We start from the raw sequence: 19,903 nt of genomic DNA, 5'->3' as shown, positions 1-19,903 counted from the left end.
TTAAAAGCCCCGGCTAATTAGCCGGGGCTTTGTTATGGGCGGGAGTTACGGCCTTACGCAGCTTAAGAGGCGAGGGGCGGTGCACCACCACCGGCCGCACCGTCTTGGGCGGTGCGGGAGCGGTGGTCGATTTGCGGACCACCACCGGCGGGGCGGTTTGAGCGAGTAAGGCAGGGGCGCTGCGGTGCAGGGCCACTACCTCGGTGCCCAGGGCCACCAGCAGCACCAGCAGCAGGCTGCCAAGCAGGAGTTTCAGCAGAGTACGCACAGGAAGTTGAATGACTGCCCGAAGCTACCATTACCCCTATGAAGCCGGCATGAATCCCGCCAATAAGTTGGCAGTAGGCTGAAAATCCAGAATAAAAGCCGTGCCCCGGCCCACCTCCGATTCGGCCCGCAGCGTGGCCCCGTGGAAGCCCGCGATGGTCTGGGCAATGGGCAGCCCCAGCCCGTAACCCTCCGGCGAGCCGGGTGCGTTGGCGTTGAAGCGCCGGAACCGGTCGAACAGGTAGGGGAGGTTTTCGGGCGCAATGCCCGGGCCGGAATCTTCCACCCGCAGAGTATAGCCACCGGTGGGCAGGGGCCGGCCAAGCACCCGGATGCTGCCCCCCTCACGGTTGTACTTGATGGCGTTGGAGAGCAGGTTACGCACCAGGGTGTGCAGCAGGCTGGCATTGGCCTGGGGGCGGGTGTCGTTGCCGGCGAGGTCTACTTCCAGGGTGATGTCGCGCTGCTGGCGGCGGTCGTCCAACTCCTCGGCCACCTCGGCCACCACGGTGCTCAGGCGCACCGATTCGTTGCGCAGGTACTGCTCGTTTTCGATGTTAGCGATGAGCAGCAGGGTGCGCACGGTGTTGCGCAGTCGGTAAAGCGTGCGCTGCGATTCCACGATTTGCTGGGCGTGCGCCTCGGGCAGGGTGGGGTCCTGCAGCATGTTCTCGAAGCGCGATTGCAGGATGCTGGCCGGCGTGAGCAGCTCGTGGCTGACGTTGCTCATAAACTCCCGCTCCTTGGCAAATGCCGACTGCACCTGTCGCATCAGCGAGTTCAACCGGTCATCGAGCCGACGGAAGTCAGTGGTATCGGTATCAATGGGTTCAAACTGGAAATCGGACGGCTGCCGGATGCCCCGCAGCTTGCGCACAATCAGCTCGCGCAGGGGCGCCAGCAGGTAGTGGGCAAAGGCCGCATCGGACAGCACGGTGAGCAGCGAGGCCGCTACCAGCACCCACAGGGCCAGGTTGCGGAGCGTCCCCGTGAGCAGCTCCACCGTCTCCAGCGACGACCCAATCTCGACCCGAAACGCCGGCTGACCCGGAGCCTGAACCGGCCGGGCAAAGCTCAGAATCCGGAAATCCTCCACCTGCTGGTCTACCTGCCGGGGCTCTTCAAAAATATGCTCGGGTGGCAGGGCCCCGCCGGCCGGCAGCGGCGTGAGGGTGATGTATTCCTGCTTGAAGATGTTGTAGTCGGCGTAGGTTTCGGCCCGCTCGCCGCGCTCGAAAGCCTGCAGGCCGTCGCGGGCGATGAGGGCCAGCACCTGCTGCTTCTTGGCGCGCAGGTGCAGGTCGGTGTGGGCCACGGCCACGCGCTGCACAATGGGCGGAATCACCAGCGCCCCCAGCAGCACCAGCAGCAGCTTGGACAGGGCATTGAAGAGGGCAAGCTTGGCTTCGAGACGCATGGGAATAGTAAACGTGTGTCATTGCGAGGCCGCAGGCCGTGGCAATCCGTCCTGTAAAAGTCAGACAGTTTCTGAAAACGACAAGCCCCGGTACTGTGCGGTGCCGGGGCTTGTCACATTATTTGGTTGGTCACTGAGAACAGGACGGAGTAGCTACGCTGTCCTTCGGGTGCTTCGCTGCGCTCGCAATGACAGGCGTTGAATGCTACTCTGCTGCCCGGTAGCCGATGCCGCGCACCGTTTCCAGAAAATCGGCCGAGGCAAACTGGGCCAGCTTCTTGCGCACGTTTTTGATGTGCACGTCGATGTAGTTCGAGTCCGAGTCGTCTTCCAGCACGTTGCCCCACAGGTGCTCGCCCAGCTGCAGGCGCGTGAGCACGCGGCCCCGGTGCAGCAGCAGGTAGTGCAGCAGGTCGAACTCCTTTTTGGTGAGGGGCACTTCCTGGCCGCCGTGCCGCACAATGCGGGCGTTGGGGTCCATGCTAAAGCCCTGGCCGAAGGTGATTTCGGGCCGCTTGAGGTTGAACTTGCGGCGCGTGATGGCCTGCATCCGGCTGGTGAGCTCCAGCAGCGAGAACGGCTTGGGCAGGTAGTCGTCGGCCCCGAGGTCGAGGCCGCGAATGCGGTCGTCGAGCGCGCCGCGCGCAGTGAGAATGATGAAGGAGGCCTCCTGGTTTTCATTCAGGCGCGCTTCGCGGAGCAGGTCGAGGCCGTCGCCGCCGGGCAGGCCCAGGTCGAGCAGGACGAAGTCGTAGCTGCTCACGTACAGTTTTTCCGACGCCTCGGCGTAGGTGTAGGCCGAGTCGACCAGGTACTGGGCTTGCAGCAGAAATTGCCGCATTTCCTGGTGCAGGCTTTTTTCGTCTTCGATGAGCAGAACGTGCATGAAGGGGATTGGGGGTTGAGGTGCGGGGGAGGGGCTTTTCGGCGGCGAGCGTCCGAAAGGGCCGGATTCCATCAGCAACATACGGCATAGCCGTCTGAACAGTACATGAAGCCGTTCCAAAATCAACCTGCATTCCCGATTGCGGCGTAATTTGCTGAGCACATTCACCGTCTTTTCCCTTTCCGATGACCCAGCGTTTCTCCTTATTACTGTGGCTGATGGCCGGGCTGGCTGCTTTCGCCGGCCCTGCCGCCGCTCAGGCCCCGGCCCCTGCCAAAGCCAAATCCAAAATCAAGCCCCTCGTGACTACGATATACATTGTGCGGCACGCCGAAAAAGATTCGACTTCCGACCGCGCCGACCCCACACTCTCGCCCTTGGGCCAGACCCGCGCCCTGGCCCTGCGCCAGACGCTGCTGCGGCACCACCCCGCCGCCCTGTTCACCACCGACACCAAGCGCACCCGAGCCACCCTGGCCCCCCTGGCCGAAGCCCTAAAGCTGGAGCCGCAGACCTACGACCCCAAACGCGGCCGCGACCTGGCCGACCGCATCCTGAAAGAATACGCCGGCAAATCGGTGGTCATCGTGGGCCATTCCAACACCGTGCTGTCACTCATCGATGATTTTGGGGCCACCCCGCCGGTGGAAGAAATTGGCGAGCACGACTATGAATACCTCTTCACGGTGCGCGTGACGGAGGGCCTCATGCCCACCGTGGACGTGCGCGGCTACGGCCCCGAGCGCCGGCCGGGCATTAAAATTGGCAAGGGTACGCCCATGGGGCAGTCGGCACCGAAGTAGCCGGTGCTGCTCACCGACCCGATAAAAAGAACAGGGCCGTAGTTTCTCATCGCATTGCGGGAGGGGCTGCGGCCTTGGCCGTTAGGTGGCTGCGCCGGCCGCTGGTTGGTTCGCCATCGCATTTCCCTTGCCCAATAGTAGCCGCCGCCGCACCCCACAATGGCCCGTTGCCGTACTTTCGCCCACGCCCGGCCACCATGGCCCGGAATTCAGGCCGTTGCTTATGCATTGTCACGTTAAAAAAATGCTGGTTTTTGCCGGCGCATTACTGGTATTCGCCGCACCGAGCGAAGCGCAGTCGCGCAAGAAAAACAAGGCGACACCCGCCCTCATCGCCGCCGCCAAAGCCGACCAGGCGGACTCGCTGGCCCTGCGCAAAATCTTCGACGAAGCCCTGTTGCGCGGCGAGAGCTACGACAACCTGCGCTACCTCACCGGCAATATCGGGGCGCGCCTGTCAGGTTCGCCGCAGGCCCAGATGGCCGTGGACTGGGGCAAAGCCACCATGGAAAAAGCCGGTTTCGACCGCGTGTATTTGCAGGAGGTGATGGTGCCGCACTGGGTGCGCGGCAGCCGGGAGCGCGGCGAAATCATTGGCAATAAGGACAAAGGCGTGAAGGTAGCCGTGTGCGCGCTGGGCGGCTCCGTTAGCACCGGCGGCAAGCTGAAGGCCGGCGTGGTGGAAGTGCACAGCCTCGAAGAAGTGAAAAACCTGCCCGAAGCGGCCGTGAAAGGCAAATTTGTGTTCTACAACCGGCCCTTCAACGATGCCCTCATCGAGCCGGGCGCGGCCTACGGCGGAGCCGTGGACCAGCGCGCCAACGGGGCCATCGAAGCCGCCAAAAAAGGGGCCGTGGGTGCCCTGGTGCGCTCCATGACCAGCGCCCGTGACGACAACCCGCACACCGGCACCATGCGCTACGCCGAGGGCGTGACTAAAGTACCCGGCGCGGCCCTCAGCACCAACGCCGCCGACAAGCTCAGCCAGCTCCTTAAGGCCAACCCCGACCTGCAATTCGAGCTGGAAATGGAGTGCATCACCCTGCCCGAAGAGAAAAGCTACAACGTGGTGGGCGAAATCAAGGGCAGCAAATTCCCGCAGGAAATCATCACCGTGGGCGGCCACCTCGATTCCTGGGACCTAGCCCAGGGCGCCCACGACGATGGCACCGGCTGCGTGCAAAGTATTGAGGCCCTGCGCCTGCTGCGCGCCGCCGGCTTCAAGCCCGAGCGCACGCTACGCGCCGTCCTCTTCATGAACGAAGAAAACGGCACCCGCGGCGGCAACGAATACGCGCGTCTGGCCGCCCAGAACAAGGAAACCCATCTCGCCGCCATCGAGTCGGACGGGGGTGGGTTCACGCCGCGCGGCTTCACAGTGGAGGGCGACCCCGCCACCGTGGCCAAGCTGGCCCGGCTGGCCCCGCTGCTGGTGCCCTACCACGCCGCCGACGTAACGGCCGGCCACTCCGGCACCGACATCGAACCCCTGCAAGCCGCCGTGCACCCCAAAGCCCTCATCGGCTACAAGTGCGACTCGCAGCGCTATTTCGACATCCACCACACCGCTGCCGATACCTTCGACAAAGTGAACCGCCGCGAGCTGGAACTCGGCGGAGCCAGCATGGCTTCGCTGATTTATCTGCTGAGCAAGTACGGTTTGTAATGGTTTTTCAGTAATTGTCAGGATGACGGACGAAAAACGGCCCCACCCGCGCAAGCAGGTGGGGCCGTTTTGTTGGGCTGGGAATCAAGCCTAATTCTGTCCCAGAATTGAGAATAGCTCATCGAGCTTGGGCGTGAGAATGATGTCGGTACGGCGGTTCAGGGCTTTGTTGGCGGGGGTGTCGTTGGCCACCACGGGCATATACATCGAGCGGCCCGAGGGGGTGACCTGGGCGGGGTCCATGCCGGCTGTGGTGAGCAGGCGGGTGATTTCCGTGGCCCGCATCACGCTTAGGTCCCAGTTGTCTTTGGCCCCGCTGGCGGTAGCGCCTTTGATGGGCACGTTATCGGTGTGGCCTTCTACCAGCACGTTCACATCCTTGTTGTCTTTGAGGGCGGTGGCCAGCTTGCGCAGGGCATCCTGCCCCTTGGGGTCTACTTTGGTCGAGCCCGATTTGAAGAGCAACTGCTCGGAGAGCGATACGTACACCTTGCCGTTTTTCACACTCACCTGCAAATCCTGCGCATTGAAGCCGAGCAGTGCATCCGAAACGCGCTGGCGGAGGGCTTTGGTGGCGGCATCCTTCGCAGCCAAGGCATTTTGCAGGTCGGCAATGCGGGCGTTTTTGCTTTGCAGGTCGGCCTCTTTGCTTTGCAGGTCGGCGTTTTTATTCTTGAGGTCGGTTTCGGCATCGCCCAGGTTCTGGTTCAACTGACTGACCTGTTGATTCTTGTTAAGTAATGAGTTGCGCAGCTCTTCTTCGTTGCGGGCTTTGGCCGCTGCCAGCGCACTTTTTTCCAGCGCGAGCTGGTCGCGCGATTTGGTGAGGTCGGCGTTCTGCTGTTGCAGGGCCGCGATTTCTTTCTGATTGCAGCCGGGCAGCGCCAGCAGCGTGGCACTCACCAGCAGGGTGGGGAAGAAGCGAAAATTCATAAAGGAGAAAGAGAAGTAAAGAAGTCAATTAGACCTCGAAATGGTCCAGTCTTAAAACGGAGCCCGTCGGCAGGGGTTACCTTTGGCAAAATTCTATGCACTTTCCACCTGTAGTTACCACCTATTGGAAGCCGCTGGGCCGGGCCGTCGGGCTGGCGCTGGCCCTGCTGGGCTTGCCTGGCCCGGTAGCCGCTCAGTCGCGGTCTGGCAGCCTGTCGGCTGGGAATCAGCAGCCTGCTGAGCGTTATTGGGTGACGCTGGCCGACAAGGCGGGCGTTTGCTTCAACCCGAAGCAATACTTTTCGCCCGCCGCGCAGGCCCGCCGCGCCCGCCAGCACCTGCCCGCCTTCGAGGCCACCGACCTGCCCGTGCGGCCCGATTACGTAGCTGCCATTGCGGCGCGGGTCGATACCGTGACGCTGGTCAGCCGCTGGTTTAATGCCGTAGCCTGCCGCGCTACGCCTGCCCAGGCCGCCGCGCTACGGGCGCTGCCCGGCGTGGCCAAAGTCGAAGAGTGGCCGCTGCGCAACGTCGAAATTGCTGCTCACCAATCCCCCAGCCCAACAATCCACCAACCCGCCAGCTCGTCCAAACCCATCACGGCCAACGACTACCTGCTGGCTCGCCGCCAAACCGGCCACCTCGACGGGGCCGCGCTGCGGGCCGCCGGCCTGGTCGGGCAGGGGATGCGGATTGCGGTATTCGATGTGGGCTTTCGGGGGCTGCCGGAGCATCCGGCGTTTCAGGAGCTGGTGGCGGGTAAGCGCATCGTGGCCACCCACGATTTTCTGAGAAACCGCGACGACGTATTCATCGGCGGCAGCCACGGCACCGAGGTGATGGGCTGCCTGGCCGGCCGCCTGCCCGGCGGGGCCAGCGGCGCACCCGGCGTGGCGCTGGGCCTCGCGCCCGCCGCCGAATACCTGCTCGCGCGCACCGAGCAGCTGCACCGCGAGCGATACGCCGAGGAAGAAGCCTGGCTGGCCGCCGTGGAATGGGCCGACCGCCTCGGGGCCGACATCATCAATTCCTCGTTGGCCTACACCGAGCAGCGCTATTTTCCCGAGCAGATGGATGGCCACCGCAGCCTAATTGCCCGCGCCGCCAACCTGGCCGCCCGCAAGGGCGTGCTGGTGGTGAGCGCCGCCGGCAACGATGGCGACGATGACTGGGTGCGCATCGGTACGCCCGCCGATGCCGATTCGGTGCTGGCCATCGGCGGGCTGGACCCCGAAACCGGCCTGCACGTCGATTTCAGCTCCTACGGCCCCACCGCCGACCGCCGGCCCAAGCCCAACCTGGCGGCGTTCGGCATCGTGCTCACCACCACGCCCGGCGGCTACGAGCGGCTGGAAGGCACTTCGTTCGCCTCGCCGCTGGTGGCGGGCTTCGCAGCCTGCCTGTGGCAGCAGCACCGGCAGCTCACGGCCATGCAGGTGTTTCGGGGGCTGGAAAAATCGGCGGAGCTGTACCCGTATTTTGACTATGCCCACGGCTTGGGGCGGCCCCGCTTCGCGCATTTCGCACCGCCGGTAGCCGAAGCTGCGGCTGCACCTACGTTCGATTTCGTGCCCCACGACAGCCTGGTGGCCGTTATCATTCGCCCCGAGGCCGCGCTGCGGTCGGCCGAAATGCTGCCCCTCATGGCCGACCAGAGCGAACCTGTGCTGCCCGCCACCGCGCCCATTCCGGAAGCCAAAAATCCCACCGACAACGTGCCCCGGGTGGGCCGTGAGCAGCCCGTAGCGCCCAGCCCCGCGCCGCTGCCCGAGCCCAACTACCCGGCCTACCTCTACTGGAACCTGGCCGACCGGCGCGGCGTGCTGCGGCGCTATGAGACCCGGGCCGTCACGCAGCGGCTGGTGGTGCAGGTGCCGCGCCGGTTTCTCAGCGGCGGCGATGTGCTGCGCGTTCATTTCAAAGGCTATACGGCCACCTATTCAGAATAATGCAGCCCTCAAAACCGAACAGGCGATGGGTGCCGGCCGGGGCGATGCGCCGGGGGCTGGCGCTGCTGGGCTTGCTGGCCGGGGCGCTGCCCGCCGCCCGCGCCCAGCAGGTGCTGGTGCACGCCAACGTGGCCGATGATACCGTGAAAACGACTTTTGGCCCGAACCGACGCTATTTCGGGCATGCCTACGTTGGCTACGGACTAGTGGCGGGCCCGGCTGGCACCGGCGCGGCCGTGCGCTACGGGCTGAGCTCGGCCGAACTGCGCGTCGGCGGGCGGCTCAAGTTTCGGGTGAGCCAGGGGCTGGCCTTCAATGCCGACCTGGGCTATGCCTATCAGCGCTTTAGCCTGGCGCAAGATGAGCAGAAGCGTGTGCCAGGCCCGAGCCTGCACCGCAGCGAAAGCCTGGCCCTGCACCAGCTGTTTTCCGAAGTCAGCGTGCGCCTGAACTGCGGCCGTAGGGGCAACGCCGTGGGCAGCTACCTCGACTTGCTGGCCGGCGGCAGTTGGGCCGCCGCCACCGCCCACACCACCACCGACGACCCTGCCCCGGGCATTGGCTCCGTCGAAACCACCGAGCGCGGGCTGGGTTATCTGCGGCGCTGGTCGAGCACCGCCGGGGCGCGCGTGGGCATCGACCGCTACGCCCTCACGGCGCACTACCGGCTTTCGTCGGTTTTTGCCTCCGGCTACGCCGCCTGGCCCGAGCTGCCCCGCTGGACGCTGGGGGTCGAAATAGGCTTGTTTTGACAAGCCAAACGCCTGCCATTGCGCCGCAGCTGAAATCCGGGTAAAAGCATCTTCGTATTGCTGCTGCGGCGCAATGCCAATTCTCTGTTCAAACAAGCTGTAAAAGGCCGATACCAAACCCATTGCTGCGTTTTTGCCGTAAAATCCCCCGCGGTGGCCGCCTACGTAGGTTTTCTATATAGCATCGGCTTCATTTTCCACCTTACCTTCGTGCACTGGCCTATTCTCGGCCGCGCTTCATTTTATGAAAATCAAACGTCTTCGACTTTCTGCCCTGGGATTGCTGGCCGCTGGCCTCACGCTCCAACTGGCTTCCTGCGTGAGCACCGAGCGCGAGGTAAGCAGCTCTGCTACTGACCCCCGCACTACTTATACTCCACCGCCCGCCGGCAGCCGCGTGCGCGTGAGCGGCAAAACGGTGCTCAATACCGTGAGCGCCACCCACTCGTTTTCGGACCCGGCCACCAAGGATAATTTCATTCTGCAGCTGCGCGGCCCCCGTGTGCTCACGGCCCAGGCCCACCTCATCGTGACCAGCAGCACCGGCGATACCCTGCGCCACGAGGTGCTGCCGGCGCGCGCCCTGCTCACCCACACCGATATTGCCGACCCGCAGTCGGCCAGCGTGCGCGACCAGGAAATTGCCATTTTGCAGGGCATGAACAGCTTCTTCGCCGATGCCCATTTCATGCAGCCCGCCATTCCGGCCGGTACCGAGCAGCCCGCCGAAGTAGACGCCAAAACCTGGGCGGCCCTGCGCGAAGACCCCACCACCGTGGGCTTCGACTACACGGGCGCGGGCGGGGCCGAGCGCCGCATGGCCTACGCTCGAAAGATGCACAAGGCAGTAGTTATTAGTCAGTAAATGCTACTGGCCTCATTTTTTGATTTAAGGTGGTAGCCAAGCCAATTGGTGCGGCCGCCACGCATTTGCTACTACTTCTCATTTCCTGAACCATGAAATTCATTCTCTCTTTCGCTGGCGTATTGGTCGCCATTCTGCTGCTGTTGAAATTCTTTCCTTCGGCTCCCATCAACCCCGTGCTGCCGGTGCCCCAGGGGCAGCAGGAAGTAAACGGCCACGACTCCGAAGTACCCAAGGGTGCCGGTGCCAACGCCGAGGGCGAAGAGGAAGAAGGCGAAGCCCCGGGCAATACCAGCATTGCCCCGGCCACGCCCGGCCAGACCTACGGTGCGGCCATCACCCCGGCCGGCGCAGTGCCCATGAGCGCCCTGAATGCCGCCCTGGGCAGCCGCGACTCGGCCCAGGTGAAGCTGGTGGGCAAAGCCACCGCCGTGTGCCAGGCCAAAGGCTGCTGGATGACCCTGCCCACCGCCGACGGCCAGCAGATGCGCGTCCGCTTCCGTGATTACGCCTTCTTCGTACCCAAAGACCTCAGCGGCCACACCGTGGTAGTAAGTGGCTGGGCGCACCGCGAAACCGTGAGCGTGGCCGACCAGCAGCACTACCTGCGCGATGCCGGCAAGCCCGAGCCCGAAATTGCCGCCATCACCCAGCCCAAGCAGGAGCTGAACTTTATGGCTGATGGGGTTCTGGTGCAGAACTAACGTTTAAGCCCTGACTCTGAACTTATAGAAAAAGCTGCCCAATCGGGCGGCTTTTTCTATTTTACGGCGTGTTTTGGCCCGCTGCCGTAGCTTGCGTCTCTTGTTCTAATTGACTTCGATTTGCCGCGTCCGGCACTCCCGCCATGCCCGATACTCCCGCCATCCAGCACCGCATTCAGGCCCTCACCGAGCAGCTGCACCACCTCAACCACCAGTATTATCAGCTCGATATTTCCGAAATTCCCGACCAGGAATTCGACCAACTCCTGGCCGAGCTGCAACAACTCGAAGCCGCGCACCCCGACCTGGCCCTGCCCAACTCGCCCACCCGCCGCGTGGGTGGTACCATCACCAAGCAGTTTCCCACGGCGGTGCACCGCTTCCCCATGCTCAGCCTGGGCAATACTTACTCCGAAGACGACCTGCGCGAGTTCGACGAGCGGGTCCAAAAGGGCTTGGAGGGCGCGCCCTACGCCTACGTTTGCGAGCTGAAAATTGATGGCGTGGCCATGAGCCTGCGCTACGAGTACGGCCAGCTCACGCAAGGCGTGACGCGCGGCGACGGCACCCGTGGCGATGTGGTAACCGCCAACGTGCGCACCATCAAAACCCTGCCGTTGGCCCTGCGCCCCGGCCCAGACCAACCCACTGATTTCGAGGTGCGCGGCGAGGTGTTTATGCCGCTGCCCGTGTTTGAGGAGCTGAACGCCGAGCGTGAGCAAAACGGGGAGGCCCTGCTGGCCAACCCTCGCAACGCCGCCAGCGGCACCCTCAAGCTCCAGAACTCGGCCCAGGTGGCGGCCCGCAAGCTGCGGTTCTACGCCTACTCGCTGCTCACACCGGGCCGCCACTTTGCCAGCCACAGCGACGCGCTGGAGGCGCTAACGGCCTACGGTCTGCCCGTGTCGGACACCTGGCGGCGGGCTTCCAACATCGAGGAAGTGCTGGACTTCGTGCATTACTGGGCCAAAAAACGATTCGACCTGCCCGTGGCAACCGATGGCATCGTCATCAAAGTTGACAATTTGCGCCAGCAGGACCAGTTGGGCTACACCGCCAAAAGCCCCCGCTGGGCCATTGCCTACAAGTACCCCGCCGAGGCCGCCCGCACCCGCCTCAACGACGTGCTCTACAACGTGGGCCGCACCGGGGCCGTGACGCCGGTAGCCGTGCTCACGCCCGTGCCGCTGGCCGGCACCGTGGTGAAGCGCGCCACCCTACACAACGCCAACCAGATTGAGCTGCTCGACCTGCGCCTCGGCGACCTGGTGTACGTGGAAAAAGGCGGCGAAATCATCCCAAAAATAACTGGCGTCGACCTGGCCGCCCGCCCGGCCGATGCCGTGCCCATCCAGTACCCCACGGCGTGCCCGGCCTGCGGCACCCCGCTGGTGCGGCCCGAGGGCGAAGCCCACTTCCGTTGCCCCAACGAGCGCGGCTGCCCGCCCCAGCTCAAGGCCCGGCTGGAGCACTATGTGTCGCGCAAAGCCCTGAATATCGACGGCCTTGGGGCCGAAACCGTGGGCCGCTTCTTCGAGCTGGGCATGGTGAAAACGCCCGCCGACATCTACGACCTGCCCGCCCGCCGGCCCGAGCTGGTGACGCTGGAGCGCCTCGGCGAAAAGAGCATTGATAATCTCATTGCCGGCATCGAAGCCAGCAAGCAGGTGCCGTTTCCGCGCGTGCTGTTTGGACTGGGCATTCGCTACGTGGGCGAAACCGTGGCTCAGAAGCTGGCCGCCCATTACCGCAGCATCGACGCGCTGATGACCGCCACCGCCGAGGACATGGCCGCTGTGCCCGAAGTGGGCGGCGTGATTGCGGTGGCGGCCGCGCACTGGTTTCAGCAGCCCGAAAACCGCGAGTTGGTGGAGCGCCTGCGCCAGGCCGGCGTGCAGCTGGAAGTAACCGGCGAGGCTCCCGTACCCGCTTCCGACCGCTTGGCTGGGCTCACGTTCGTCATCTCGGGCGTGTTCGAGCAGCATAGCCGCGAGGAATTGCAGCACCTCATCACCTCCAACGGCGGCAAAATCACGGGTTCCATCAGCAAGAAGCTGAGCTACCTTGTGGCCGGCGACAACATGGGCCCCGCCAAGCGCGAAAAAGCCCTGGGTTTCAAAGTGCCCATCATCTCGGAAAACGACCTGATGGGTATGCTGCCGACTGCCGATGCGGGTGCGCCGGAAGAAGCGGCTGCTGATACCGAAGCGGTGGTGCCACCCGCGCCCGCTGCGTCGGGGCCGGGCCAGCAAGGCTCTCTGTTCTAGGGCGAGCCGCCGGGGAAATCCGGAAAAGGGAGCGGGAAGGCGAAAATTGATAGATTTAGCTTGGTTCGGTGCAAATAATTCGGCTAAGTTTTTGTCTATGGCCTGAAATACCGACCTTTGACCTCCATTTTCCCATCCATGCGCGTACTTCTTCTTTTTGCATTCCTCGTTGGCTCGGCCATTTGCGCCCCGGTGGTGCGGGCGCAGTGCGTCGGGCTGGCCGATTTGTTGGCCATCGGGGCCGAGCCTACGGCCCTTACCGCCCCCAAAGTGGTGACGGACCATCTCACCTTCGAATGGACGTACATCGGGCCCACCGCCACCGTGCGCGAGGCCGCCTGGACGTTTGTGCCTTCGGGTGCCACCGCGCCTTCGGCCCGCCTGCAAATGCGCGCTCAGCGCCCCGGCCAGGACGTGGTGCTGAAAACCACCCAGGCCAGTTGCGTGCGCGAGCTGAACCGCGAGCTCAAAAGCCGCAAGCTCACCGCCCAGCCCGTGACCTGCCCCAGCTGCGAAGCCGTGCGTTACCAAGGCCCCGACTACGAAGCCACAATCTATAGCCAGATGAAGGGCGAATTTCCCTTCGTGATAGTGGTGCATCAGGTGCCGCCGGGCATGCCGCCCGCCGCCAGCGGTACCGGCGGTGTGAAAGCTCCGTAAGCTTTTCCGCAGTGATTTAAATGCAAAAAGTCCCCGTCAGCAACTGGCGGGGACTTTTTTGTGTAATGAAGCGCGGACTACAAAGTCCGCGCTACCTAGTTGATAGTGCTTAGAACGACTGCACGATGTTGTTGCGCAGCGTCTTGGGCGACCAGTAGCCGCTGGCAATGATGCGGCGGATGGTGAAGAGCGGGTCCTGCTGGTCGCGCTTTTCGGCCAGCGAGAAGGCGGCCACGAAGCCGCGCTTTTTCAGCTCGGGGAAGGCCTGGGTGTTCCAGAGGCCGAAGGGGTAGGCGAAGTAGTTGATTTTCTTGCCCGTGATTTCCTCCAGCGTTTTAGTTGGCTTGTCGATTTGGGTTTCCCAGTCCTTGCCCTGGTATTTCTTCACGTTGTGGTGGTCCCAGGTGTGCGAGCCGATGACGTTGCCCTCGTCGGAGAGCTGCTTCACCATGGCCTTGGTCATGTAGTGGGGGCGGCCCAGGCTCACGGTCATCACGAAGTACATGGCCTTGTAGCCGTACTGCTCCAGCGTGGGCCGGGCGATGGTGAACTGGTCGAGGTCGGTGTCGTCGAAGGTGAGCATGATGGGCTTGCTCGGCAGCTTGGCCCCGGTGGTCATGTAGGCGTAGAGCTGGTCGGGCGAAATGGTGTGGTAGCCCGAGTCGGCCAGCATCTTAATCTGGGCCTTGAAGGCCGCGATGGGCACAATGTAGTCCTTGGCACCTTTGGAGTCGCGGGCCGTCCAGTCCCGAATCTGGTGGTAGCAGAGGATAGGCACCTGCGGCCGGGCCAAAATAGCCGCCGCATCGCCGGCCTTGCTGGCCGGAATAGAGCTGGGGGCCGGGGCGGGCGTGGCGTTGGCCTCGTCGGTGGCCGTGGCGCGAGTGCCGGAGGTTTCGGCCGCGGCGGGGTCGGTGGCCGAGTCGGCGGGGGCGGCTTCTACCGTGGCATTGCTTTTGGAAGCTTCGCCGGTGGTGGCGGTTTTAGAGTCGCAGGCGGCCACGGCGAGGGCTGCCAGCAGGAGGGAAGCAGAAGAAAATTTCATTGAAACACGCACGAAGCTGAGCTTCGCAACCAGAGAAAATAAGGGGATGACAGAGAGGAGGCAAGACGTTCTGGCAAGCAGGACCGCCGAATAGCAAGCCTACCTGCTACTTTTGCAGCCCACAAAACTAACTCCCAAACTCCCGGCATGAACAAATCTGGCTCCCGTCTTCCCGCGTTTCATGGCACGGGCGTGGCCCTGGTCACCCCCTTCACCCCGGAACAGGCCGTGGACTACGCCGGCTGGCGCCGCCTGCTCGATTTCTGCATCGACGGCGGAGTCGAATACCTGGTGGTGAATGGCACCACCGGCGAGTCGCCCACCACCACGGCGGCTGAGAAATCCGAGCTGCTGCGCGTGGCCGTGGAGCACGTGGCCAGCCGCGTACCGCTGGTCTATGGCATTGGCTCCAACGACACGGCCGCCGCCGAGGAGGCCCTGCGCACCACCGACCTCAGCGGCGTGGCCGCCATTCTGTCGGCCAGTCCGGCCTATAACAAGCCCAGCCAAGCCGGCATCATTGCGCATTACACCCGCCTGGCCGATGCCAGCCCGCTGCCCATTATCCTCTACAACGTGCCCGGCCGCACGGCTTCCAACCTCACCGCCGAAACTACGCTGCGCCTGGCCCAGCACCCCAACATCATTGGCATCAAGGAAGCCAGTGGCTTCATGGAGCAGTGCCTGGCCATCGCGGCCCGCAAGCCCAAGGACTTCCTGCTGCTTTCCGGCGATGATATGCTCACGCCTGCCCTCATTGCCTGCGGCGGCGAAGGTGTTATTTCGGTGCTGGCCAATGCCTTCCCCAAGCGCTTTGCCGACCTCACCCGGGCCGCGCTGGCCGGCGATTTCGCCGCCGCCCGCGAGGGCCTGTTTCATCTGCTGCCCCTCAACCCGCTCATGTACGAGGAAAGCAACCCCGTGGGCGTGAAAGCCGTGCTCGAAGCCCTGGGGGTGTGCGGCGCGGCCGTGCGCCTGCCGCTGCTGGAAGCCACCGAGGGCCTGAAGGACCGGATTCGGAAAGCGCTGTAAATAAGTGGGCGCAACTACCGCGCCACGGAAGCACTACCGAGTCTGGTCAGTTGGCTTGTGGCTCGGCCAGCGCTTCGGTGGCGCGGCGCTCGCCAGCCACCACCAGGAAGCCGTAGCCGAACACGAACAGGTTCAGGCCCAGCTGTAGGTCTAGGGGCGCATCCACCAGCATGCTGGTGGCCTGCATCAGCATAAATAGCCCGATGGCCAGCTGCCGCCGCGCCCAGGGCCGGGTGAGCGGCCAGAACATTACGGCCAGCAGCAGGGCCAGGCCCACGATGCCGCCGCCCACCATGGCTTGCAGGAATTGGTTGTGCACTTCGATGCGGTTTTCGGGCTCGAGGCCGAAACCCTGCCAGTCGTACTGAGTCATCATAGCGGCGCGGGCATCGGCCGGGGCCACGCCCACCAGCCAGTGCTGGGCTATGACGTGGACCGCCGTTTCGATGGCCGCCAGTCGGCGCGACAACGAATAGTGGTTGATGTCGTGGCCTGTGGTAAACTGTTCGAGGTCCCAGTGCGTGGCCTCTACCCGCTGTTGCACCGACTCCAGCCCGTGGTAGGCCGCCCACGGCCCCAGCACCAACAACGCCAGCAAGCCCAGGCCCAGCGCCAGATTGCGGCGCAGCAACAGGCGCACGACGACCGCAAACAAGGCTGTGTAGAACACGAGTAAACCCGTGCGGTAGGCTAATATGTGCAGCGTGATAGCCGCCGCCGCTGCCGCCGCCAGTAGTGCCCCGCGCAGCAGCCGGCCGGCCAGCGCCTCGCGGCGCAATAGCAGCCCCCAGCAGCAGCCCAAGGCCAGCATGACCCCGAACGAGATGTGGAAAATATGGGTGAAGGCCGGCATGTTCTTCCCAAATATGATTTCCTCGTTGGCAAAGGTGGCGTTTTGCCAGTACTGTACCAGCGTGGCGAGGCCCGCTGCCGCCACGCCCAGCACAAACACGCTACCCACCGCCAGGCGCTGCCCCCGCGTGAGGGGCACGGCCAACGTGAAGGCCAGCGGTACCGCCAGCCAGGTCAGGTCGCGGAACAGCTCGTGCCGCCACACCAGCAACTCTGTCGTGTAGCAACCGCTAATCAGCAGGAAAACCACCACGGCCGCCGCCCGCATGGCCGCCCCGTTCCGGAAATAGCCCGGAATGGCGCGCCGCAACTGCGGGTTGGCCAGGGCTGCCACCACGCCCACAATGGGCGCAATGGCAATCAGCGCCCGGGAAGCCAGCAGGCCCGCAATGCCTGCCAAACAAGCCAGCAGCAGCAGATACTGCGAGAGCCGGCCGGATAAATAATGCTGCACGAAAGTGATAAGGAGGGGAGAAACAGGGATAATGCGAAGAGCCAGTTACCAGCCGCTGGCCAGCACATCGGCCACGTGCAGGCACTTCAACGGCAGCTTCTCCTTTTTAATATAGGATTCGAGGTGCATGAGGCAGCTCACGTCGGTGCTCACAATGAAGTCGGCCCCGGTGTCGAGGGCGTGCTCCACCTTCTGCTGGGCCATGGCCACCGAAATGGCTTCAAACTTGACCGCAAACGTGCCGCCGAAGCCGCAGCAGGTGGTGGTTTCGGCCATTTCGAGGCGCTCCAGGCCGGCTACGGCATCCAGCAGCTGGCGCGGCTGGGCCCGAAGGCCGCATTCGCGCAGGCCCGAGCAGGAGTCGTGGTAGGTGTACTTGCCGGCCAGCCGCGCCCCCGGCACGGCCGTGATGCCCAGCACATCGATCAGAAATTCAGTTAGTTCGTACACACGGCCCTGCACGCCCTGGCAGGTTGCCTGTTCGGGCCGGCCGGCGTATAAATCGGTGTAGCTGTTGCGCACCATGCCCACGCACGAGGCCGAGGGGCTCACAATGTAGCGCTGCTGGTCGGTGGCGGGGGCGGCAAAATCAGCGAGGAATTTGTCGGCCACGGCCCGGCTCTGGTCCACGTAACCGGCGTTGTAGGCCGGCTGGCCGCAGCAGGTTTGGTTGGGGTTGTAGTTGACGGTCACGCCTACCCGTTCCAGCACGCGCACCATGTGCATGGCCGTGACCGGGTAAAGCTGGTCGACAAAGCAGGGAATAAAAATATCGACGGTGGTCTGGGTCGGCATGAGTGGTTGCGAGGGAATGATTTTGACGGTTGCTATATGTCTGAATAATCCTCAATTAATTCCCAGTCTCCCGGATTCTTGAAATCTGTTGAATAGGGCCTTTTGAATACTTTAGGGCCGAATCGATATTGCAAGTAAAGCGTCACCGACTCACCGTCGTTAAACTCGATTCTGTACTCAGTATCGTCTGACTCTATCCGGTACTCTATACCCGTTTCTAACGCTACTTCAATGCAAGCCAATTCTATCCACAGCATCAGCTTTGTTGCTTGTCTGTTAAAGAATTCTATTCCAATTATCGGCTTTGTAGCAGCGTCCACGGGCTAAATATATCTTAATGACTAGGAAAAACAGTGTTTGCCAAGACCTGTGCCCGGCCAAACGCGTCCGTATCCAATCCGGTCGCCACGCCTTGTCCGGCCAGAAAAGCCAATAAATTCTCGGTGGCCATGTTGCCCGTCAGCTCATCGGCCGCCATGGGGCAGCCCCCTATGCCGCCAATCGCGCCATCGAAACGGCGGCAGCCGGCCGCGTAGGCGGCGGCCACTTTCTCGCGCCAGGAGGTGGGCGTGGTGTGCAAATGCGCCCCAAACTCAATGCCGGGGAAAGCCGGAATCAGCGCCGAAAACAGGGGTTCAATCGTCGCCGCCGTGCTGGCCCCGATGGTATCGGACAACGCCACGATGCGAATGCCCAACGCCGCCAGCTTAGCCGTGAAATCGGTTACGATTTCCGGGTTCCAGGCATCGCCGTAGGGGTTGCCGAAACCCATGGAGAGGTAAGTAACCAGCGTTTTGCCGTGCTGCTCGCAGCGCTCGTGCATGGCGGCTACCTCGGCCAGTGCTTCGGCTGGGCTCTGGTTGGTATTGCGCCGCTGGAAGGTTTCGGAAACCGAGAGGGGGAAGCCCAGGTAGCTGATTTCGGGATGTTGCAGGGCGGCTTCGGCCCCACGCAGGTTGGCCACGATGGCCAGTAGCTTGGTGCGGGTAGTGCCGAGGTCGAGGCCGGCCAGCACTTCGGCGGTGTCGCGCAGCTGCGGAATGGCTTTGGGCGACACGAAGGAACCAAAGTCCAGCGTATCAAACCCCACCTGCAGCAGCGAGTTGAGGTAGGCAGTTTTGACGGCGGTGGGAATGAAGTCGGGCAGGCCCTGCATGGCGTCGCGCGGGCATTCAATAAGCTTCATGGGCAGCAGGAGTGAGGGGGCGGGTTTGGGAGGCCCCAAAGGTAGCAGCCCGCGCCGTGGGCCGTGCGCTAGCGCATCTTGCTCAGCACCCGGCTTTGCAGCAGATGGCCGTTGCTATCGTAATAATCGGTTTTGATAAGGCCGACAGTGGGGTCGTAATAATCAACCTGCTTGCCGCCGCTTTTCACCATCGGACCGGGCCGGAGCGTGGCAGCATGTGTGGATTGACTCTCAATTGGGTAGCAGCTGAAAGTGCCAGCCGGAACGGTTACCAGCGTTGGAGCCGCGCCCGCCCGGCATTGTTTCAGCAGGGGCTCCAGCTCATTCTTTGCCCGCGCAGTGCTGCCAGCCAAGGCAATTGCCCCGGTCGGGCCTGCCATGGTCTTGCCCTGAGCATCAAGCAGCACATATTTCAGATTTGAGCCTTCGTGCACTCCCATCGTAGCGGCCTGGCTGGCAAATGGACCACTGGGCTCAAAAGCAAGGTCTGAAATGTCGGCAACGCGGGGAGCATGAGCAGATTCGGCAGAAAGCTGGGCCTGTGCAGGAACCGAAATCAACAGGAGAAAGGCTGCCGCGTGAAGCGGGCGGATAGTGGGGAAATGCATCGAACGATAAATAACAACAGCGGTCGGAGGTACTCTACGCAGGTTTCCTGCGTGGCGGATGAAACAGCAACTCTGGCCTGCGCGTTGCGTTAGCAGGGGCAAAGGTCGTACTTTGCGGCCGGTTGGCCCGCGCTGACGGGCGTTTTGACCCCTCGTTTTTCACCACCCATTTGCTGTTTTATGCCTGATTCTTCCTCTCCCAACTGGGCCGATATGGCCGCCTCGCTGCTCGGCAAGCTTTCGGGCGGTGTGGAGCTAAGCTGTGCCTTCGACCAAATGGAGCTGCAAGTGCCCAACCCGCAAAACCCCAACGCCCCGGCCGCCACCTGGAAGCTGAACGGCTCGCTGCGCATCCGCACGCGGGGCGAGCAGCCTGCCTCGACGCCCCAATTGCCCACCAGCAGCACCCCCAACCCCGGTGCCTAGCACGCTCGAAATCGAGGCTCAGCTGGTCATCAACTGGAATGGCCACGCGCTGCAGCTGGCCGCCGCCGGGACCTACCTTATTTTGAATATCCCCAGCCAGCAGGTGCTCGACGAGCTCACGGCCGGCCCGCCCAAGCCGCCGGGCACCCCCAAAGCTCCTAAATCCAGCGGCCCCGACCCGCTCCAGCAAATCAACGACCTGGCCCGGCAGCTGGGCTGGGTGCTCGACCTGCGCGTAGGCGGCAAAACCTACGTCACGTTTGGCATGCAGCGCACCCCCAAAATCACGCTCAATGCCGTGCTGGGCAAGATTGGCTCGTTCTTCAAGTAGAGCGC

20 protein-coding genes are annotated in these 19,903 nt (G+C 63.3%); 11 read left to right on the top strand and 9 right to left on the bottom strand.

Annotation, left to right across the window (positions count from 1 at the left end; genetic code table 11):
- Positions 1 to 13 precede the first annotated feature (13 nt).
- The 3 genes from ACYVM5_RS18905 to ACYVM5_RS18895 form a co-directional block, all read right to left on the bottom strand.
- The gene (locus tag ACYVM5_RS18905) at positions 14 to 268 is read right to left on the bottom strand and encodes a hypothetical protein (RefSeq protein ID WP_460619650.1); all 255 of its coding nucleotides are present in this window, start codon (positions 266 to 268) and stop codon (positions 14 to 16) included.
- Positions 269 to 304: 36 nt separating this feature from the next.
- Positions 305 to 1,684 carry a sensor histidine kinase gene (locus ACYVM5_RS18900; RefSeq protein ID WP_460619649.1) on the bottom strand — a complete coding sequence of 460 codons (1,380 nt, stop codon included), beginning with the start codon at positions 1,682 to 1,684 and terminating at the stop codon, positions 305 to 307.
- Positions 1,685 to 1,889: 205 nt separating this feature from the next.
- Complete coding sequence (locus ACYVM5_RS18895) at positions 1,890 to 2,570, bottom strand: response regulator transcription factor (RefSeq protein ID WP_198068200.1); 681 nt, start codon at positions 2,568 to 2,570, stop codon at positions 1,890 to 1,892.
- Between the two features lie 185 nt (positions 2,571 to 2,755).
- On the opposite strand from ACYVM5_RS18895, the gene ACYVM5_RS18890 reads away from it, so the two are divergent.
- Positions 2,756 to 3,373, top strand: coding sequence for a phosphoglycerate mutase family protein (locus ACYVM5_RS18890; RefSeq protein ID WP_460619648.1), 618 nt, complete (start codon positions 2,756 to 2,758; stop codon positions 3,371 to 3,373).
- A gap of 244 nt (positions 3,374 to 3,617) precedes the next feature.
- The gene (locus tag ACYVM5_RS18885) at positions 3,618 to 5,039 is read left to right on the top strand and encodes a zinc-binding metallopeptidase family protein (protein ID WP_460619647.1); all 1,422 of its coding nucleotides are present in this window, start codon (positions 3,618 to 3,620) and stop codon (positions 5,037 to 5,039) included.
- A 90-nt stretch (positions 5,040 to 5,129) separates the two neighbouring features.
- Here ACYVM5_RS18885 and ACYVM5_RS18880 read toward each other — a convergent pair whose 3' ends face one another.
- Positions 5,130 to 5,972, bottom strand: a complete 843-nt coding sequence (locus ACYVM5_RS18880) for an OmpA/MotB family protein (RefSeq protein ID WP_460619646.1) — start codon at positions 5,970 to 5,972, stop codon at positions 5,130 to 5,132.
- Positions 5,973 to 6,067: 95 nt separating this feature from the next.
- On the opposite strand from ACYVM5_RS18880, the gene ACYVM5_RS18875 reads away from it, so the two are divergent.
- The 6 genes from ACYVM5_RS18875 (at position 6,068) to ACYVM5_RS18850 (ending at position 13,169) form a co-directional block, all read left to right on the top strand.
- Entirely contained in the window at positions 6,068 to 7,921 is a 1,854-nt protein-coding gene (locus ACYVM5_RS18875; RefSeq protein ID WP_460619645.1) for a S8/S53 family peptidase, read from the top strand.
- Complete coding sequence (locus tag ACYVM5_RS18870; protein WP_460619644.1) at positions 7,921 to 8,673, top strand: hypothetical protein; 753 nt, start codon at positions 7,921 to 7,923, stop codon at positions 8,671 to 8,673. The genes ACYVM5_RS18875 and ACYVM5_RS18870 overlap by 1 nt, the downstream gene beginning before the upstream one ends.
- A gap of 244 nt (positions 8,674 to 8,917) precedes the next feature.
- A complete protein-coding gene (locus ACYVM5_RS18865; RefSeq protein ID WP_460619643.1) occupies positions 8,918 to 9,538 on the top strand; it encodes a hypothetical protein in 621 nt (206 codons plus the stop codon).
- 92 nt (positions 9,539 to 9,630) lie between these two features.
- Positions 9,631 to 10,242, top strand: coding sequence for a DUF4920 domain-containing protein (locus ACYVM5_RS18860; RefSeq protein ID WP_460619642.1), 612 nt, complete (start codon positions 9,631 to 9,633; stop codon positions 10,240 to 10,242).
- Positions 10,243 to 10,385: 143 nt separating this feature from the next.
- On the top strand, positions 10,386 to 12,509 hold the full coding sequence (gene ligA / locus ACYVM5_RS18855) for an NAD-dependent DNA ligase LigA (RefSeq protein WP_460619641.1): 2,124 nt from the start codon (positions 10,386 to 10,388) through the stop codon (positions 12,507 to 12,509).
- 138 nt (positions 12,510 to 12,647) lie between these two features.
- Positions 12,648 to 13,169: a hypothetical protein gene (locus ACYVM5_RS18850; RefSeq protein ID WP_460619640.1), complete on the top strand. Its 522-nt coding sequence runs from the start codon at positions 12,648 to 12,650 to the stop codon at positions 13,167 to 13,169.
- 109 nt (positions 13,170 to 13,278) lie between these two features.
- Here ACYVM5_RS18850 and ACYVM5_RS18845 read toward each other — a convergent pair whose 3' ends face one another.
- Positions 13,279 to 14,214, bottom strand: coding sequence for a polysaccharide deacetylase family protein (locus ACYVM5_RS18845; RefSeq protein WP_460619639.1), 936 nt, complete (start codon positions 14,212 to 14,214; stop codon positions 13,279 to 13,281).
- A gap of 147 nt (positions 14,215 to 14,361) precedes the next feature.
- Between ACYVM5_RS18845 and dapA the strand changes: the two genes are divergently transcribed.
- Positions 14,362 to 15,246: a 4-hydroxy-tetrahydrodipicolinate synthase family protein gene (gene dapA, locus ACYVM5_RS18840; RefSeq protein ID WP_460619638.1), complete on the top strand. Its 885-nt coding sequence runs from the start codon at positions 14,362 to 14,364 to the stop codon at positions 15,244 to 15,246.
- A 46-nt stretch (positions 15,247 to 15,292) separates the two neighbouring features.
- Here the strand turns inward: dapA and ACYVM5_RS18835 are convergent, their stop codons facing one another.
- From ACYVM5_RS18835 to ACYVM5_RS18820, 4 genes are all read right to left on the bottom strand, one after another.
- Entirely contained in the window at positions 15,293 to 16,552 is a 1,260-nt protein-coding gene (locus tag ACYVM5_RS18835; RefSeq protein WP_460619637.1) for an O-antigen ligase family protein, read from the bottom strand.
- A gap of 45 nt (positions 16,553 to 16,597) precedes the next feature.
- The gene (locus ACYVM5_RS18830; protein WP_460619636.1) at positions 16,598 to 17,347 is read right to left on the bottom strand and encodes a (Fe-S)-binding protein; all 750 of its coding nucleotides are present in this window, start codon (positions 17,345 to 17,347) and stop codon (positions 16,598 to 16,600) included.
- 334 nt (positions 17,348 to 17,681) lie between these two features.
- Positions 17,682 to 18,533, bottom strand: coding sequence for a hydroxymethylglutaryl-CoA lyase (locus tag ACYVM5_RS18825; protein WP_460619635.1), 852 nt, complete (start codon positions 18,531 to 18,533; stop codon positions 17,682 to 17,684).
- Positions 18,534 to 18,601: 68 nt separating this feature from the next.
- Positions 18,602 to 19,243 (bottom strand): TapB family protein, encoded by a 642-nt coding sequence (locus tag ACYVM5_RS18820; RefSeq protein ID WP_460619634.1) that lies wholly within the window; start codon positions 19,241 to 19,243, stop codon positions 18,602 to 18,604.
- Between the two features lie 78 nt (positions 19,244 to 19,321).
- On the opposite strand from ACYVM5_RS18820, the gene ACYVM5_RS18815 reads away from it, so the two are divergent.
- Together ACYVM5_RS18815 and ACYVM5_RS18810 are read left to right on the top strand one after the other, a co-directional pair.
- Positions 19,322 to 19,567, top strand: a complete 246-nt coding sequence (locus ACYVM5_RS18815) for a hypothetical protein (protein WP_460619633.1) — start codon at positions 19,322 to 19,324, stop codon at positions 19,565 to 19,567.
- Positions 19,560 to 19,898, top strand: coding sequence for a hypothetical protein (locus ACYVM5_RS18810; RefSeq protein WP_460619632.1), 339 nt, complete (start codon positions 19,560 to 19,562; stop codon positions 19,896 to 19,898). The genes ACYVM5_RS18815 and ACYVM5_RS18810 overlap by 8 nt, the downstream gene beginning before the upstream one ends.
- Positions 19,899 to 19,903: the final 5 nt, after the last annotated feature.

The sequence above is a fragment of the Hymenobacter ruber genome (assembly GCF_054783255.1).
The sequence above is the reverse complement of the archived record's forward strand: the minus strand, read 5'-3'. Positions and strand labels throughout refer to the sequence as shown.